Origin of the sequence: Acinetobacter sp. R933-2 (assembly GCF_030325485.1) — a bacterium.
GTDB classification, from domain to species: Bacteria; Pseudomonadota; Gammaproteobacteria; order Pseudomonadales; family Moraxellaceae; genus Acinetobacter; species Acinetobacter sichuanensis.
In genome coordinates this window covers 79672-96866 of the sequence record NZ_JACAIJ010000009.1, presented here as the reverse complement: position 1 = coordinate 96866, position 17195 = coordinate 79672, and the positions used below count along the sequence as shown (strand labels likewise).

Genomic DNA, 17195 nt, shown 5'->3' with positions numbered 1-17195 from the left:
TAATTATTACCAATTACCATTCACCTCTTTTACATAATTTATAAGCTCTTTCAGCAAAAGTCTTAATTTGTATTTTAATTCCCTCTTGAAGCTCAGGAATATGTCCGTAATATTGTCTTGTATATGCTTCATCTATTAAATTCAACCTACGGGATAACTCCTTTCCTTGAAATTGTTTTTTAATAGCATTTCTATATTCCATTTGATCCATACCACTTTGGCGAACTCTCATAACCTCACTTGCTATTTCATAAAAACTCTCACAATCATCCACTTTGTTTTCTGCAAAAGCTTGTGTTGACAATAGTGTAATCAACAATATAAGTATTTGTTTCATTTTACCCCCTTCATTTTAAAAATTATTCAAAATCTAATTTTGCATTTGGATCCAATATTTTGAAATTTTTAGGATTCCTTAGTGATCTTACTTGTATTGGTAAAGCCTCTAATTTATTACATACAACAAGTCCTTCATCTGTTGTTAATACAATCTGTATAGACAGCTCATTTTGATAAAGTAATAGATCATCAAGCAATGGGCTATTTTCTAATTTAAAAGTTAAGGTTGAATATGGACTCACAACTTCATAGTCTGAAAATGATTTAAATTTATCTTTCACTGACAAAACCAAGTATTTATCTTTGTACACTAACAAATTTATGGAATTGAAAATTAATGGTTTATCCTTCTTATTAACTAAAATAATAACTTTTTCATCTTTCTCTATCCCTAAAGTTGCATCAACCTGATTACCGTCTTTTCTTAAATAGTTAGCTAAAGTAAAATATAGGGCAATTAAAGCCACGATCATAGTTAAAAAATTTGTTGCTGCAATAGTTAAAAAAACCTCTTTAGCAATCTGTATTAAATCAAAACCTTTAGAATTTAGATCAATAACTTGTAATGCAATCTTATTTAAAAAATCAAAAACAGCCAAGATACAAAATAATGCAATTGCGACTAATATAGCTTTTTGCAAAATTGATAAATTTTTATGCATATATTTTAATTGAATTTTTATCAAAATTTCTTCCACAAACTTGTTCTATCTATATTTACCACATAAATACCATCGAGCAAATAAAAGAAGTCAACTCGATGTAAATTATCAATTGACCAATTTAGCCCCACTCACCCTCCCCATAAAAATCCTCTTCCCCGTCTCCCTCTCACTCTCCAAAACCAACTCAGGCAAACCTAACTCACGCTGAATCTTTAAAATTTTTTCATGCAAAGGTTGAGATTTATTATCGGTACAAATATATGATTTTTCTGGATGTTCCACGTGAAGCAAATATGCTAAGAAATTTGCAAGATCATCAATATGAATCCGATTTGACCAATGAATATTCGGATAAGCCTTTGTGGTTTCAGCAAGTTTGACCATTCTCGTTGTAGACGTTCCATAAATCCCTGTCGGGCGTACAATTACACATTCATCAGGATAAGCCTGTTGCCATAATTGCTCCATTTTTAACAGCAAATGACCCTGCTCATCATTCGGGATCGTTGGTGAATCATCATTAATCATTTCACCTTTATTTTCACCATAAACACGTGTCGACGACACCACGATAATTTTCTTTACAGGATGAGTTTTTAAAGCATTTACAATCGGCTGAATAGAATCCACATAAGTCTGCTGATACGCTTCCACAGAACTTAAAGTGGTATTTCGAGATGGCGCAAGCAAAACATAAACTGCATCGACAGGTTGAATCTGCGATAAATCTAATTGGTGAATGTCTTGAATCAAATGTTCAGCAAAATCATCCTCTTTCGCACTACGGCTGACTGTGGTAATTTGGTGATCTTGTTGAAATAATTGTTTAGCAACACGCTGCGATGTTTTACCATAACCGATAAATAGAATATGCATCAGATGACCTATTCATAAAACTGATCAATTAAGATCACTAGAACCTAAGTAGAGGGGACATGGCTGCCGTCCATCAATTGCAAGGGGTTGGCAATGCCGCCGCTGCTTTACTTGAAAAACTGAATATTTTCACAACAGACGACCTGCTGTTTCATTTGCCACGTGACTATGAAGATCGTAGCACGATCATTGCCATGAACCAATTGCAGGTTGGGCGTAGCTACTTGCTCGAAGGCGTGGTCAAATCAATAGACATGCCACCCGGAAAGCGCAAATCGATGGCGATTTTGCTACAGGATGATTTTGGCAAAGTCACCTTACGTTTTTATCATATTTATAAAGCACTGACAGATCGTGCCAAAGCAGGTAACCGTTTAAGAATCTTTGGTGAAGTCCGTGTTGGCGCACGTGGTTTAGAGTTATATCATCCTGAAATACAGCTCATTACCGAACATACGCCTTTACCTCAAACCGAACTCACGGCAATTTACCCTGCAACAGATGGATTAACTCAACCGAAATTACGTGAATATGTAAAACAGGCACTGAACCATCATTCCGATGACCTACCTGAACTCTTGCCTGAGAAATTTACTAATGGCTATGCCATGAAACAGGCGCTTGAATATATTCACCATCCGCCTGTGGATGCCAATATGTTGCAACTGTCGCAAGGTTCACACCCCGCACAGCAACGCCTAATTTTCGAGGAATTGGTGGCACATCAGATTAGCTTACTCACACGACGAGCGTATATTCAGCAAATTGCTGCACCGTCATTTTCACCGAGTAAAACTTTTGCCAAGCAACTTTTGGCAAGTTTGCCTTTTGAAATGACCAATGCTCAAAAACGTGTGTCGAATGAAATTGCCAAAGATTTAAAACAAAATAAACCGATGTTGCGCCTTGTACAAGGTGATGTCGGCGCAGGAAAAACTTTAGTTGCAGGTGTAGCAGCTTGTCATGCGCTTGAAGAAGGTTGGCAAGTGGCGCTCATGGCACCAACTGAAATTTTAGCAGAACAGCATTATCTGAATTTTAAGAAATGGTTTGAGCCACTGGGTTTAAATGTGTCTTGGCTTTCAGGCAAGCAAAAAGGTAAAGCACGAACTGCGGCTGAACAAACCATTAAAGACGGTACGGCAAATGTCATTGTCGGTACACATGCGCTGTTTCAGGACAATGTCGAATTTGCCAAATTGGGTTTAGTGATCATTGATGAACAGCATCGTTTTGGGGTCGATCAGCGTTTGGCACTGCGCAATAAAGGCGTAGACAATACTACGCCACATCAATTGGTCATGACCGCAACACCGATTCCACGGACTTTGGCTATGTCAGCTTATGGTGATTTAGACACCTCAGTGATTGATGAACTCCCTTCTGGACGTACACCAATTCAAACCGTGACCATTCCCCTTGATCGTCGTGAAGAAGTCTTACAACGCATTGCCAAAAACTGTGCTGAGGGTAAACAAGCCTATTGGGTTTGTACTCTCGTCGAACAGTCGGAAACATTGGATGCACAAGCTGCCGAAGCCACGTATGCGGAAATTAAAGAGCGTTTTCCTGAACTGAATATTGGACTTGTGCATGGCAAAATGAAAGCCGATGACAAGCAAGCGGTCATGCAACAGTTCAAGGACAATGAATTACAGCTTTTAATTGCAACAACTGTGATTGAGGTCGGTGTCGATGTGCCGAATGCCTCGATTATGGTGATTGAAAATGCCGAGCGTCTAGGGCTTTCACAATTGCATCAGCTTCGTGGACGAGTTGGACGTGGTGCCACGGCAAGTTTCTGTGCCCTGCTCTATAAGTATCCACTGTCGCAAAATGGTCAGGAACGTTTACGCATCATGCGTGAAACCAATGACGGTTTTATTATTGCCGAAAAAGATTTAGAAATTCGTGGTCCAGGTGAACTACTTGGAACCAAACAAACAGGTGATATGGGCTTTCGTGTCGCCAAACTTGAAAGAGATGATCATTTACTCAATCAAGCCCATTATGTCGCTAGGCAAGTGTTAAAAGACTATCCTGAAAATGCAGAAGCATTGCTAAAAAGATGGTTACCTGAAGCACCGAGATATGCGTATGTTTAAATCCCTCCTTACAAAATAGAAGAACAAACCACAAAGAAATTTGCTATCGCGTTAGGCGACATGGATGTCGCCGTCAGGCAAGGGTGATAGGGATATCCCCTTTGCCTGACAAAGGATTTTTGTTACTTTTCATCCTTGAAAAGTAAAGCATCACCTACGCAAATTTATAAAAACATTGAAATATAAATGAGGTAATGCAAACTCGATTCAGAACTTTGATCAATAATATTGAACTATAAATCTTGAGTTTTATTGAGTAAAATAACCCCTCAAAATAAAAAAGAACAAAAACATGCTCCAATTTATCAATCAGCTTATCCATAAAGGCGTACAAAGTATTTCCCCTTGTTTGCTTTGTGGTATCAACCGCCAACAACAGCACTCACTCTGCAATGATTGTTGGGAACAACTTCCGTGGTTCAAACAGCATGCTATACGCCATGAACAAAATATTCTTTGTGCACATCACTATGACTTTCCAATTGATCGTATTATCCAAACCTATAAATATGAACAACAACTGCAATATCAAAACCTGCTTGCACACAGCTTGTTAAATCTAAGACTACCCAAAGTCCAAGCCATTGTGCCCATGCCGATTTCTACAGAAAGACTCAAAGACCGTGGCTACAACCAAATGTTAGTCATCGCCAAAATTATGGCAAGAGAACTACAAATACCCGTGTGGCAACCAGTGATTCGTGCAGCACAGCATTCACAAAAAGGTTTAAGTCGGATTGAACGACTGGAAAATATTGAAAACCAATTTCAGATCATAACTACAGAAAAACGAAAATATAAAAAAGTGTTAATGATTGATGATGTAGTGACAACAGGAAGTTCAATTCATGCAATGAATCAAGCCTTAACAGATTTAGGTTGTCAGCAGATTTATAATGCGTGTATTGCAATGGCTGAATAATGAAGCACTCTCTTTTTTTGGCACAGTTTAGAGTGTAGATATATTTGCAATATTTTCCAGACACCACGGAATCACAATTTCATTTGTTAAAGGCGCTAGCCATGTCGGATCATGATCCAAAGCAATCCACTTCATCTCTACAATTTCAGCATTAATTCGAGGCGCTTGCTCCAATATAACGTGATAAACATAACTTACCAATTGATGCCCTGCTTCATTGGCTGCACGTGTTTCAAAACGACCAATAAATTGCTGAATATCGGCTTTTGCATCAATTTCTTCTGTAATTTCACGTAACATGGTGCGTTCAGGCGCTTCATTTTCCTCTAACTTGCCACCCACTTGCATAAAGAAGTCGGTATTTTTCTTACGAACCAAGAGCAATTGATTTTGCTCATTGAGAATAATTGTCGCAGCAACAGTAATAACGCTCATGACAGCTATAAAATAAAAAACACAATATATTGTGATATCAATTGAATTAACATGCAATATATTGTGTTTAAGATAATTATTAAATGTAAATAAACGCTGTATTTTTAATTAGTCAAACTTTTTATCTGCGTCATCCAATTTGACCAATTCTTCACGGTCTTTCACACCCCATTTTGGCTCAGGTGCTTGATAATTTTCAAATTTCAATAAAATTTCATCTAAACAATCTGAGTGAATCAATTGATTAGTGAAACGCGCTTTAGAAAAGCCTTTATCGGTGGTCAGTTGAATGAATTTTAATAAATCATCGTAAAAACCTTCAACATTTAAAAATGCGCATGGCTTTAAATGAATGCCGAGTTGCGCCCATGTCCATTGCTCAAAAATTTCTTCTATTGTTCCTGCTCCACCTGGCAGTGCAATAAAACCATCCGAAAGCTCAGACATTTTGGTTTTACGTTCATGCATATTTTTAACAATATATAGCTCTGTTAAATGTGGATGTGCCAACTCACGATCTACCAGACCTTGCGGAATTACGCCAATCACTTTGCCGCCAACTGCCAAAGCACTGTCTGCAACAATACCCATTAAGCCAGAACGACCACCACCATAGACCAAAGTTTTGCCCTGTTTGGCGATAGTTTCACCAGTCAGTTTAGCAATATCAGCAAAAATTTGATCTGAACCAAGTGATGAACCACAAAAAATTGCAATAGAATTCATAAATTTAACCTAATTTTAACTTTGTCATGTTACAGTTATAAATCAATGATCAAGATTTTTTTTGCAAAAGAATGATCAAATCAGTGTTTTTAATGAAATCCTTGTCTAAAATACACGCATCGATTTAACGCTATACTGCGCAAGGGAGAAAAGACACTATGCTTGAAGCCTTTTATGCCACAGAGCGCGGTAGCTTAGAAGATGCAACCATCAATGGAGGATTTGATTTACACCCTGAATTGGTGTGGATTGACCTTATCGCACCTTCACAAGAAGAGCAAGAATGGGTACTACAAGCCTATGAGCAAAACTTCCCCACGCTAAAATCACTTGAAGACATTTCATCATCGGCTCGATTTTACCGTGATGATGATGGTATTTTACATATCAGCACTTATTTTTTAACGAAAAACAAAAATTATCAAGTTGAAGGAGATCCTGAAGATTCTTCAAATATGTTAGCAACTGTGCAAACTGTTGCCTTTATTTTGCATAAAGAACGCCTATTCACGCTACGTGGTGAAAAACTTGTCGCTTTTCGTGCCTTTAGAGCACGTGCTCGACGCAATGACTATGACATTGACTATAAAGATCCAACTTGGATTTTATTGGGCTTACTTGAAGCAAAACTAGATGAATTAGCTGATATTTTAGAAGATGTGCATAAAGATTTAGAGCTCTATTCTACCGAAGTGCTGAATGTTCGACATCGTGAACAAATCTTAGATTTGGATGACATGATTACCCGTTTAGCGCAAAAAGAAGATATGATCGGAAAAGCACAACTGTGCTTAATCGATTTGCGTCGTGTATTGACTTTCCTATCTCGCCCTCGTGCTTTAGGCAGCCATATTTATGATGGTGATATTCGTGAGCTAAGCGAAGATGTACGCTCTTTGGTTGAGCATGATGCCTTTTTATTTCAAAAAGTTCGATTCCTACTCGACACAACTTCTGGCTTCATTAACACCGAACAAAACGATACAATTCGTCGATTCTCCATTTTACCCAGTATGCTTGCACCTCCGATGCTCATCGCCAGTATCTATGGGATGAACACTGAAGTTTTACCTTTTGCCCATGGTACGACGAGTTTTTATGTGGTTATTAGTATTTTGGTTGCGTTCTTTGTTGGACCATTGATTTACTTTAGATGGAAAAAATGGATTTGAGCAAGCTTTGAAGCACTGCTTCAAAGCGAAGCGCAAGAAACGCACCGAATCTACAATAGTGTCTGAGTATTTTCACATATCAATACAAGCAACTTAGACATTTTCAATATGAAAATAAAAAAGCACCTTTCGGTGCTTTTCTTTTTACTTTAACAATTTAAATCAATTGTAAATCATCTTGTAAATGACAAGCTTGAATGATCTTCATCATCTTTTCAGGAACAGCTTTAAATTGTAAGCCTTGCGTATTGGGTGTATGGCGTAACCACTGCACCAAAACAGACAAAGCCAAAGTACTGCCATGTTCCAACTGTGATAAATTCACCGTTAATGGAAATTTATTTTCAGCCTGAATGATTTTCAAACCATTTAAATAATAGTTTTCAGCATTCTCATAAGCAATCTTACCGCTGACATACAGTTCCTGATTTTTAAATTCAATCATTCAACACCTACCAACTTATTTTTTATTGACTGCTGCATCTGCATCTGGTTCAAATGTTGCAATTGCTTTGTCAATATTTCCACCATTACGTTTTACGTTAGCAGCAAATTGATTACGGAATTGTAAACCTAAGTCGATCCCTGATACATTGATATTACGAATTTTCCATTGTGAACCATGATCCGCCAACTGGAATGAGACAGGAATTTTTTCGCCTTTATTATTAAAGTCGAGTGTTACAACTGGGTTCTTACTGCCTGTGTCTTTATATGGACGCATGCTATATGTTTGGTTGGTATATTTAGCAAAAGCTGAACCATAATTCTCAATCAACGTATTACGGAAATTTTGTTCAAATTGAGCACGTTGAGCAGCATTACTATATTGATTTGTCGCATAAGTACCCATCACAATACGTGTAAATGCCTGACCATCCACATATGGATCTAAGTTTTGACGGACAATGGCTTTAACCGCTGCTGGGTTATTTTGTAACTTCGCATGGTCTGCTTTTAAACGTGTAATTAAACCATCTGCAACACGTTTTACAAATGCTGCAGGTGCTTCGGCAGGGGCAGCATTTGCAGCAGTCGCAAGCATTGTTGTCAATACTGTTGCAGTGAAAGTTTGTTTTAATAACATATTCATCTTTAAATCTCTCCGCTTATGCTTATTCCACAAAAGATGTTTGAGCATCAGTCGTTTCTGTCGATGTAGATGCATCTTGAGAACCTGATGCACCCTCTGATGATTTCCCTGCACCACCAGTAATAAATTTAGAAATAAGGTCTTCTAGATCCATTGTACCTTGAGTATTTGAAACACTTTCGCCACGTTTAACATAGTTCAAGCCACCACCCGGTACAACTTTAAGATATTTTTCGCCTAATAGACCATTTGTTGCAACCATTATGTAAGCATCTTCATCAATACTGGTGATGGATTTCATGTTACTCAATAGTTGCTGTTCCATTTCTTTTTGTTTCTTTGCATCAGCAGCTTGGTAGTCTGAACTATAGCGTAATTCTTCTAAAGCATTTTGCTGTACAGTCTTTAATTGTGCTGGGTTAAAACTAGTTAAAGAACCATCTAACTCAAATTTAACTGTCGCTAGTCGTGTAACTGGATCTAAAGAAATAGATTCAACTTGACCAATTTTCACACCACTCATGGTCACTTTTGCACGTGGTTTTAAACCATTTACATTATCAAAAGTTGCCGTCATGCTATAGCTGTCTTTTAGGGTATTTCCCACCAAACCGCTGACTTTCATTGCTAAGAAAAATAAAGCTAAACCGAAGACAATGACAAAAACACCTACGGCCAGCTCACTAGTACGTGACTTCATTAAACCCCTCCGAACATGACCGCAGTCAACACAAAATCAAAACCTAATACACACAATGATGAATATACGACTGTACGTGTCGTTGAAGTTGCAATACCTTCAGAAGTTGGCTCACAGGTATAGCCTTGGTATACCGCAATCCATGTACAGATTAAGGCAAAAACGAAACTCTTAATAATGGTGCCATTGAGTACATCTTTATAAAATTGTGTACTACTAAAAATCCCACTCCAATAAGAACCTTCATCTGCACCAAGAAAGTCAACGCCCACCATTTTACCGCCCATAATCCCAATCGCAGCAAAAATCACAGACAACATCGGTAAACTGATAATTCCAGCCCATAACCGTGGTGATACAACTCGTTTTAAAGGATCAACCCCGATCATTTCCATACTTGAAAGCTGCTCAGTGGCTTTCATTAAGCCAATTTCGGCAGTTAATGCAGAACCTGCTCGACCAGCAAAAAGTAATGCAGCAACAACAGGCGCTAGTTCACGCAATAACGTCAATGCAACGGCTGCACCTAACATTGCTTCACTACCAAAAGTAACGAGAATGTTATACATCTGCAAACCAAGCACTGCACCAATAAATAAACCTGAAACAGCAATGATCAAGAAAGATAGAACACCGACTCGATACATTTGATAAATAAAAAGCTTTACCCCTAAAAGGGTCGGCATAGAGCATAAAATACGAAGCAACATGACCGTTGCAACACCAATGCCCTGAACACGTTCTAGAACGCGTCTACCTAATAAGGCAATTGCATTCATGAACCAACCTCATTGCTTAAATAAGCTTGATGACTAAATTGATAATCCACAGGTCCTTCAACTGAACCTGTTAAAAACTGTTGTACAAATGGAGAAGCATGTTGTTGTAATTCGGCAGGTGTGCCTTCACCTTGTACTTTTCCTTCAGCAACAACATAGATGTAATCTGCAATTGAAAGCGTTTCATCTACATCATGCGACACAATAATCGTGGTTAAATCTAATGCTTCACGTAAAGAACGAATGAGACGTGTCAACACACCCATCACGATTGGATCTTGTCCTGCAAAAGGTTCATCATACATGATCAAATCAGGGTCTAATGCAATCGCACGAGCCAGTGCCACACGACGGTTCATACCACCAGAAAGTTCAGATGGCATCAGCTTTTCAGCACCACGTAGACCGACAGACTCTAATTTTAACGCAACTAATTCTGCAATTAAATTTTCAGGGAGCTTCGTATGTGCTCGAATCGGGAAAGCGACATTTTCATAAACAGTCATGTCTGTAAATAATGCACCACTTTGGAATAACATTCCCATACGTGCACGAGCAGCAAATAATTCAGTACGAGACATGGAAGCAATATTTTTACCATCAAGCAATACTTGACCTGAATCAGGTGCCAACTGACCACCGATTAATCTCAGTAAAGTTGTCTTACCTGTACCTGATGGTCCCATAATTGCGGTAATTTGCCCACGACGAATTTTTAAACTTACATTGTCATAAATGACACGTTCCCCTCGGTTAAAACTTAAATTGCTTACTTCAATTAAAGCTTGTCCATCGAGAAATGATTGATTATTCATAGCTGAACGTTTTCCTGCATTCATCAGCTCGCATACTATACTCTGAAATTCAGTAATTTGTTGTAATTAAAGATGAAGCGTTTGTTCTAATTTTTACAGATCAATGCGCTCAAGGTGTGTTTATTGATTATTTATTGATTAAATTCAGATCAGTTTTATTTATTTTACGACTCATTAAATCTTTAATTTGACTTAAATTAAAATACTATAAATAAAATAAACAATATTTGAGATGAGAAGAATTGAAAATATATATAGCATCACTTCTCCATAACTTTCTTTAATCACGATCTACATCCTACAAGTCACTCCCTTAGCATCTTAACATTAATGTGATTAATTTCACAATAAAAACAATTTTATGTGACATATTTTTTACAATAAAAAAACCAGCCCTAAAGGCTGGTTTTTTTATTTAATTTTATTTAATTAGTCATTAAATTTACGTTTTGGGCGATCTGAATTGAACTCACGCTTAGGACGATCATCACCAAAAGAACGTTTCGGACGGTCTTCATTGAATTCGCGACGTGGACGATCATTGTTAAATTCACGACGTGGACGATCTTCACCACCGAATGAACGCTTAGGACGGTCATCACCAAAAGAACGTTGTGGACGGTCGCCAAAATCACGTTTAGGACGGTCACCGAAGTTACCTTCACGACGTGGTTTATAGTCTACGCTGTTACCACGATTGTCATCATTCGAGTTAAAACGAGGTTTATCGTTAAAACCGCCTTCACGACGTGGGCGATCAGAGTTGAACTCGCGACGTGGACGATCTTCGAAACCACCTTCACGGCGTGGACGATCGTTGTTAAATTCGCGACGTGGACGGTCTTCAAAACCACCTTCACGGCGTGGACGATCGTTGTTAAATTCACGACGTGGACGGTCTTCACCACCAAATGAACGCTTAGGACGATCTTCACCATAAGATGGACGATCACCACGAGGCTTGTCATCGAAGCTACGACGTGGACGGTCTTCACCACCTTCACGACGTTTGAAATTGCTTTCGCCTTCAAAACGACGACCACCACCGAAGCCACCACGACCGCCGTCACGACGACCACCACCGTTACGACCACGACCGCCGCCGTCACGACTACCGCGTGCAGGAGGTGGAGATGGTTCTAAACCTTCAATTTCAGATACATTTAAACGTGCATCTAAATAATCTTCTAAAGCACGAATTTTACCGCGTTCACGATAAGTTGCTAAAGTAATTGCTTTACCTGTACGACCTGCACGACCTGTACGACCAATACGGTGTACATAATCTTCGTTCTTCATTGGAAGACCAAAGTTGATTACGTGTGAAATCGTTGGTACATCTAGACCACGTGCTGCAACATCAGTTGCAACTAAGATTTTTGCACGACCTTCACGGATAGAACGTAAACGACGGTTACGTACAGTTTGTGGCATCGCACCATGAAGTGCTACAACTGAAAGACCAGCTTCAGCTAACTCTTCAGCTAACATGTCTGTATCTTCTTGTGTTGAAGCAAATACAACAGCTTGATCTACGTCTTCTTCACTTAACCAATGTGTAAGCAATTTTTTCTTATGCTCAAAACCATCAGTCCAGTGTAAAGTTTGGGTAATGTCAGTATTTGTAGAATGACCTGTCTCAATTGCAATACGCTCTGGCTCATTCATCATGCGTTCAGCAAGGTTAATGATACGTGGTGCAAATGTTGCAGAGAACATTAATGTTTGTTTACGATTTGCAGCTAAATCGCTAATTGCTTCTAGGTCTTCAGAGAAACCTAAATCAAGCATACGGTCAGCTTCATCAACAATTAAAGAATCAACTTTATCAAGTTTGATTTGACGACGGTTTACAAGGTCAAGTAAACGACCTGGCGTTGCAACTACAACTTGCGCGCCTTTTAACTGCTGGATTTGTTTACCAAATGGCATACCACCCATGATTGCAGCAACACGTACACCTTTCATATGACGTACAAATGCAATTGCATCTTGGCACACTTGTTGTGCAAGTTCACGTGTAGGTGAAATTACAAGAATATTTGGTTGAGTAACCGCTTTCATACGTTCTTTAAATGGTACAAAAGTTTCTTGTCCAGCTAAAGCATTTAACGTAGGGAGTAAGAATGCAGCAGTTTTACCAGAACCTGTTTGGCTTGATACTAAAAGGTCTTTACCTTCTAAAGCCGCTGGAATCGATTGTTCTTGAACTGGTGTAGGTGTCGTAAAGCCAAGAGATTCGAGTGCTTTATGTAATGACTCGTCTAAAGGAAAATCAGCAAAAGTTTTGCTCATAGAGATATTCACCCCGAATGTGGGTGCTCCATTAAAAATATGGTCTATTGGACATCGGCAAAAAGCGGTACAGCAATAATCGCTGAAAATATAGAATCAGCGGCGATCCGAGAACGACGATGCGTATAACGCACATTTGATTACAGCCGCAACCTGAAGGAATCGCTTAAGCGATTGGGTGGGGCGCGAAATATTGTCCTCTCTTTGGACCGGACGCGCATACACAATATAGAAGAGAAATGTTCAGGTAATGAACGAAATTTAGTGCGTGCGCGGAGTATAGCAGAATTTAAAATAATGTCACGAAGTTTTATTGTTTTTTCCTGTGAGTGATAATTTAGGCATCATAAGAGAGATGCAATCAGATTCTAGGTGTTATTCCTCGTTTCACCCTTGTAAGATGAAATGCCGAAATAGTTGATGTGTTAACTCTAGGAAATTTATAATAATATCGTTATAAATTAACTACAAAAAATTTGGAATTCCACCACAGAGCGGATTGAGCTAAATAAAAGGATAAATTATGGATATTTGTAGTTTTAATTGGGAATTAGCTTCAAAGTTTATTCCATTAATAGCACCTGCTATTGCGTTATATATATTTAATCAATGGAACAAGCAAAAAGGAAAAGAGGTTGTCGCTAATGAATGTAAGTCTTATTGGGAAAGACTTGATGGACTAGAAATAATATACAAAAATCTAGAATTTAATGCAGATTTTAAAAGCAATAATTATAAAGAATTTGAAAGAGAACTTAAAAAATGGAAAACTATAAATTTACCTAAAATTAGTTTGATAAAAAAACTTACTAATAATGATATTAAAGTAGTTGAAAGCACAGATAAACTCATAACACTATTTAATTCAATTAAAATTCAATCAAACCTTCAAAGATTCTCAACCAATGAATCTAGGCATGAAAGAGTTTTTTATGATCATATATTAAGTGCAATTTCAGAAATTAAAGATAGTTTGTTTAAGTATATAAAATATGATTTTTAATAAAAGTGTATAGGCACATAATACCTCACATGTGAACATACATATGAGAGATACTAGGATATGTAAATTCGTCTAAGTAATAATACATATAGCAAAAATCAATCATGAAAAATTATAGCCTTAGGACTTAATACATGTATTTGTTTATATGTTTACTTTTTAACTACAACTTATTTCTACCATATTTAATGAAAAAAATTTCAATAAAAAAGCCCTCATTCACATGAAGGCTTTTTAAAACTCAAACTACAAAAGTATAAATTACTTCGCAGCTTCACCCCAAGCAGGAACAACAGCTTGCATCAGCGGTTTTAACATTTTCATAGAACATGCGATCACTTGACCATTGTCCATAGAGTCAGAACCACCACGTGCATCTACTACTGTACCGCCCGCTTCTTTTACAATGAGTTCGCCTGCTGCGATATCCCAAGGTTTCAAACCAAGTTCAAAATAACCATCTAAACGACCCGCAGCCACATAAGCCAAGTCTAATGCAGCAGAACCAGCACGGCGATATTGCGCACCAGCTTCAGTCACATTTAACAATGAATCAAAATGGTTTTTTGCATAAGAAACCACTTCGCCATTACGGATTTTACGGAATGCATGACCAACACCCATGAATGTATTTTCAAGGTTGTCTTTCACATTTACACGAATACGGCGTTGGTTCAACATTGCACCGCGACCACGGCTTGCAGAAAACAACTCATCTTTCACAGGGTCATAAATAACGCCGTGCTGAGTTACACCTTTATGTTGAACTGCAATAGAAACACAGAAATGAGGGAAACCGTTAATGAAGTTTAGCGTACCATCAAGCGGATCAATCACCCAGCACCAATCTGCATCGTGACCTTTACCTTCTTGTAAACCAAATTCTTCACCAAGGAAGCTGTGATTTTTATAACTTTTACGAAGTGTATCAATTGTTAGTTGCTCAATGTAGCGATCTACACGAGTTACTGGACCATCAATACCTTTTTCTTCGACTTGTAGATCGAGTTTATGACGATTTTGATGCGCTTTTAAAAGCTCTTGACCAACTAATTGAGCCGCACGCGCAGCCATAACCACCATAGGTTCCATTGAACACCCACTACAAATTTGAAGATACTGATAAAGAATAATGCATAAAAGCCCCAACATTTTAACAAATATTGGGGCTTTTAGGGAAATTTTGTTGCTATTTTTTTAACTCATTTATTTATGAGTATTTAAAAGCTTCAAACATGTTGCACAAAATTAAGCCAAGCTTGTTCAATTGAATTTTGAATGCCTTGCACATCTAAACCGCAATCTTGCAACATTTCAGCATGACTGGCTTGTGGCAAAAATTCATCAGGTAAACCAAGATTCAGGATTGGTTTTACAATTTGAGCATGCGCAAGGAATTCATTCACAGCACTACCCGCACCTGCCATTACAGCATGTTCTTCTACAGTGACAAATAAACTGGTTTTGTCTGCTAAATCACGAATGATTTGTTCATCTAATGGTTTCACAAAACGCATATTCACAACACGTATTGCAATATCCAATTTAGAAGCTAATTGATGTGCAGCATCCAATGCAGTTTGTACTCTGCTACCAAAAGCCAAAATACTGATGCATTCTTCATGTTCAGTATTTAACTCTAGCAATAATTCTGCTTTACCAATTTCAAGCGCAGTCAGTTGCTGCTGAATCTCAACACCAAGCCCATTACCTCGCGGATAACGAACAGCCGTTGGACCTTTATAAATATAAGCCGTATGCAACATTTGGCGACATTCATTTTCGTCTTTTGGTGCCATGATCACCATATTTGGCACAGTACGCATAAAGGCATAGTCATATGCACCTGCATGCGTCGGACCATCTTCACCAACCAAACCTGCACGATCTATACCAAATGTCACATCTAAATTTTGTAATGCAACATCGTGGATCAGTTGATCATAACCGCGTTGTAAAAAGGTTGAATAAATCGCCACAACTGGTTTTAAGCCTTCACACGCCATACCTGCTGCCAAGGTCACAGCATGTTGTTCTGCAATCGCCACGTCAAAATAGCGCTCAGGGAATTGTTTGGCAAACTGCACCATTCCCGAACCTTCACACATCGCTGGTGTAATAGCGAGCAATTTGTCATCTTGCGCAGCTTGATCACACAACCATTGACCAAATACATCTGAGTACTTTGGCGCAGTCGCTTTTGCAGGACTTGCATTTATTTTGCCAATTGCATGATATTTGATTTGGTCTGCTTCCGCAGGCGCAAATCCTTTACCTTTCACCGTATAAATGTGAATTAAGCGTGGTCCTTTGCGTTTTTTCAGCGCATTAAACACTTGGACTAATTGATTCACATCATGACCGTCAAACGGTCCAAAATAATCAAAGCCAATCGCTTTAAATAAGTTATCTGCTGCATCAGTTGCAGATTGATGTAAACGAGAATTGTAATCCCATTCTGGGCAGTCTTGAACAAAAGCCTGACCTTGCTCATCAATATTTATGAATTGCCCTTTTTCCCAAATTGCAGCAAGGTGTTTAGCAAAACCACCTGTACTACATGAAATAGACATATCATTGTCATTGAGTACAACCATCAAGTCAGCATGATGAGCAACCGCATCATTCATTGCTTCAAATGCCATACCTGCTGTCATAGCACCATCACCAACGATGGCGACGACATCACATGGGTCTTTTTGGTAGCGACGTGCTAGTGCCATACCCAAACCTGCTGAAATTGCAGTGGATGAATGCCCTACACCAAAAGTATCAAAGACAGATTCCTCACGTGCAGGAAAAGCAGCTAAACCATTTTTAGCACGTATGGTGGTCAATTGTTCTCGGCGACCCGTTAATGCCTTGTGGGGATAAGCTTGATGCCCTACATCCCAAACTAATCGGTCATTTGGAGTATTAAAACAATAGTGGAGTGCTATTGTTAATTCGACAACGCCAAGGTTTGCACCAAAATGCCCGCCACTTTGACCAGCAGCATACAAAATAAATTGACGTAATTCGTCCGCGACCTGTGCCAATTGGCTCTGCTCAAGCTGACGTAATTGTTGTGGATGATCAATAGCATCCAACAATGGCGTAACAGGACGTTGACTAGGTATTTCAGTATACAACATATGTGGCAAAGCCTTCTAAAGCCTGGCAAATCTAAGCTAGGGACACGGGTTAGCATGATTGTGAGATCGAATCATATCACATTCAATCAGCCACATTTATAATGATGCGTCATTAGAGTCAATCCAACTTCGCAAT

Annotated in this window: 17 protein-coding genes; 4 read left to right on the top strand and 13 right to left on the bottom strand. The window is 38.5% G+C overall.

The annotated features are described in order from the left end of the window. Positions 1 to 13 precede the first annotated feature (13 nt). From HX005_RS11975 to HX005_RS11965, 3 genes are all read right to left on the bottom strand, one after another. On the bottom strand, positions 14 to 337 hold the full coding sequence (locus HX005_RS11975; protein ID WP_286377541.1) for a hypothetical protein: 324 nt from the start codon (positions 335 to 337) through the stop codon (positions 14 to 16). A gap of 22 nt (positions 338 to 359) precedes the next feature. Beyond that, entirely contained in the window at positions 360 to 1037 is a 678-nt protein-coding gene (locus tag HX005_RS11970; RefSeq protein ID WP_286377540.1) for a hypothetical protein, read from the bottom strand. A 72-nt stretch (positions 1038 to 1109) separates the two neighbouring features. Continuing rightward, positions 1110 to 1880, bottom strand: coding sequence for an NAD(P)H-binding protein (locus HX005_RS11965; RefSeq protein ID WP_286377539.1), 771 nt, complete (start codon positions 1878 to 1880; stop codon positions 1110 to 1112). 59 nt (positions 1881 to 1939) lie between these two features. Here HX005_RS11965 and recG point away from each other — a divergent pair, with 59 nt between their 5' ends. Both recG and HX005_RS11955 read left to right on the top strand, forming a co-directional pair. Next, positions 1940 to 3985 carry an ATP-dependent DNA helicase RecG gene (gene recG / locus HX005_RS11960; RefSeq protein WP_286377538.1) on the top strand — a complete coding sequence of 682 codons (2046 nt, stop codon included), beginning with the start codon at positions 1940 to 1942 and terminating at the stop codon, positions 3983 to 3985. Positions 3986 to 4277: 292 nt separating this feature from the next. Next, positions 4278 to 4907, top strand: a complete 630-nt coding sequence (locus tag HX005_RS11955; RefSeq protein WP_286377537.1) for a ComF family protein — start codon at positions 4278 to 4280, stop codon at positions 4905 to 4907. A gap of 27 nt (positions 4908 to 4934) precedes the next feature. Here HX005_RS11955 and HX005_RS11950 read toward each other — a convergent pair whose 3' ends face one another. Both HX005_RS11950 and HX005_RS11945 read right to left on the bottom strand, forming a co-directional pair. Further along, a complete protein-coding gene (locus HX005_RS11950; RefSeq protein WP_286377536.1) occupies positions 4935 to 5342 on the bottom strand; it encodes an NUDIX hydrolase in 408 nt (135 codons plus the stop codon). Between the two features lie 108 nt (positions 5343 to 5450). After that, entirely contained in the window at positions 5451 to 6068 is a 618-nt protein-coding gene (locus HX005_RS11945) for an LOG family protein (protein ID WP_286377535.1), read from the bottom strand. 158 nt (positions 6069 to 6226) lie between these two features. Between HX005_RS11945 and HX005_RS11940 the strand changes: the two genes are divergently transcribed. Continuing rightward, on the top strand, positions 6227 to 7240 hold the full coding sequence (locus tag HX005_RS11940) for a CorA family divalent cation transporter (protein ID WP_107007556.1): 1014 nt from the start codon (positions 6227 to 6229) through the stop codon (positions 7238 to 7240). A gap of 157 nt (positions 7241 to 7397) precedes the next feature. On the opposite strand, the gene HX005_RS11935 is transcribed toward HX005_RS11940, so the two are convergent. From HX005_RS11935 to HX005_RS11910, 6 genes are all read right to left on the bottom strand, one after another. After that, positions 7398 to 7685 carry an STAS domain-containing protein gene (locus tag HX005_RS11935; protein ID WP_286377534.1) on the bottom strand — a complete coding sequence of 96 codons (288 nt, stop codon included), beginning with the start codon at positions 7683 to 7685 and terminating at the stop codon, positions 7398 to 7400. A gap of 15 nt (positions 7686 to 7700) precedes the next feature. Beyond that, entirely contained in the window at positions 7701 to 8333 is a 633-nt protein-coding gene (locus HX005_RS11930) for an MlaC/ttg2D family ABC transporter substrate-binding protein (RefSeq protein ID WP_107007554.1), read from the bottom strand. A 22-nt stretch (positions 8334 to 8355) separates the two neighbouring features. Then, positions 8356 to 9033, bottom strand: a complete 678-nt coding sequence (gene mlaD / locus HX005_RS11925; protein ID WP_286377533.1) for an outer membrane lipid asymmetry maintenance protein MlaD — start codon at positions 9031 to 9033, stop codon at positions 8356 to 8358. Next, positions 9033 to 9812 (bottom strand): lipid asymmetry maintenance ABC transporter permease subunit MlaE, encoded by a 780-nt coding sequence (mlaE, locus tag HX005_RS11920; protein WP_286377532.1) that lies wholly within the window; start codon positions 9810 to 9812, stop codon positions 9033 to 9035. Before mlaE ends, mlaD begins: the two co-directional genes overlap by 1 nt. Further along, complete coding sequence (locus HX005_RS11915; protein ID WP_286377531.1) at positions 9809 to 10627, bottom strand: ABC transporter ATP-binding protein; 819 nt, start codon at positions 10625 to 10627, stop codon at positions 9809 to 9811. The genes mlaE and HX005_RS11915 overlap by 4 nt, the downstream gene beginning before the upstream one ends. Before the next feature lie 429 nt (positions 10628 to 11056). Then, on the bottom strand, positions 11057 to 12922 hold the full coding sequence (locus tag HX005_RS11910; RefSeq protein WP_286377530.1) for a DEAD/DEAH box helicase: 1866 nt from the start codon (positions 12920 to 12922) through the stop codon (positions 11057 to 11059). Positions 12923 to 13445: 523 nt separating this feature from the next. On the opposite strand from HX005_RS11910, the gene HX005_RS11905 reads away from it, so the two are divergent. Continuing rightward, on the top strand, positions 13446 to 13925 hold the full coding sequence (locus tag HX005_RS11905; protein WP_286377529.1) for a hypothetical protein: 480 nt from the start codon (positions 13446 to 13448) through the stop codon (positions 13923 to 13925). Between the two features lie 261 nt (positions 13926 to 14186). Here the strand turns inward: HX005_RS11905 and HX005_RS11900 are convergent, their stop codons facing one another. Both HX005_RS11900 and dxs read right to left on the bottom strand, forming a co-directional pair. Then, positions 14187 to 15017, bottom strand: coding sequence for an inositol monophosphatase family protein (locus HX005_RS11900; protein ID WP_286377528.1), 831 nt, complete (start codon positions 15015 to 15017; stop codon positions 14187 to 14189). A 137-nt stretch (positions 15018 to 15154) separates the two neighbouring features. Then, positions 15155 to 17059, bottom strand: a complete 1905-nt coding sequence (gene dxs / locus HX005_RS11895; protein WP_286377527.1) for a 1-deoxy-D-xylulose-5-phosphate synthase — start codon at positions 17057 to 17059, stop codon at positions 15155 to 15157. Between the last annotated feature and the right edge of the window lie 136 nt (positions 17060 to 17195).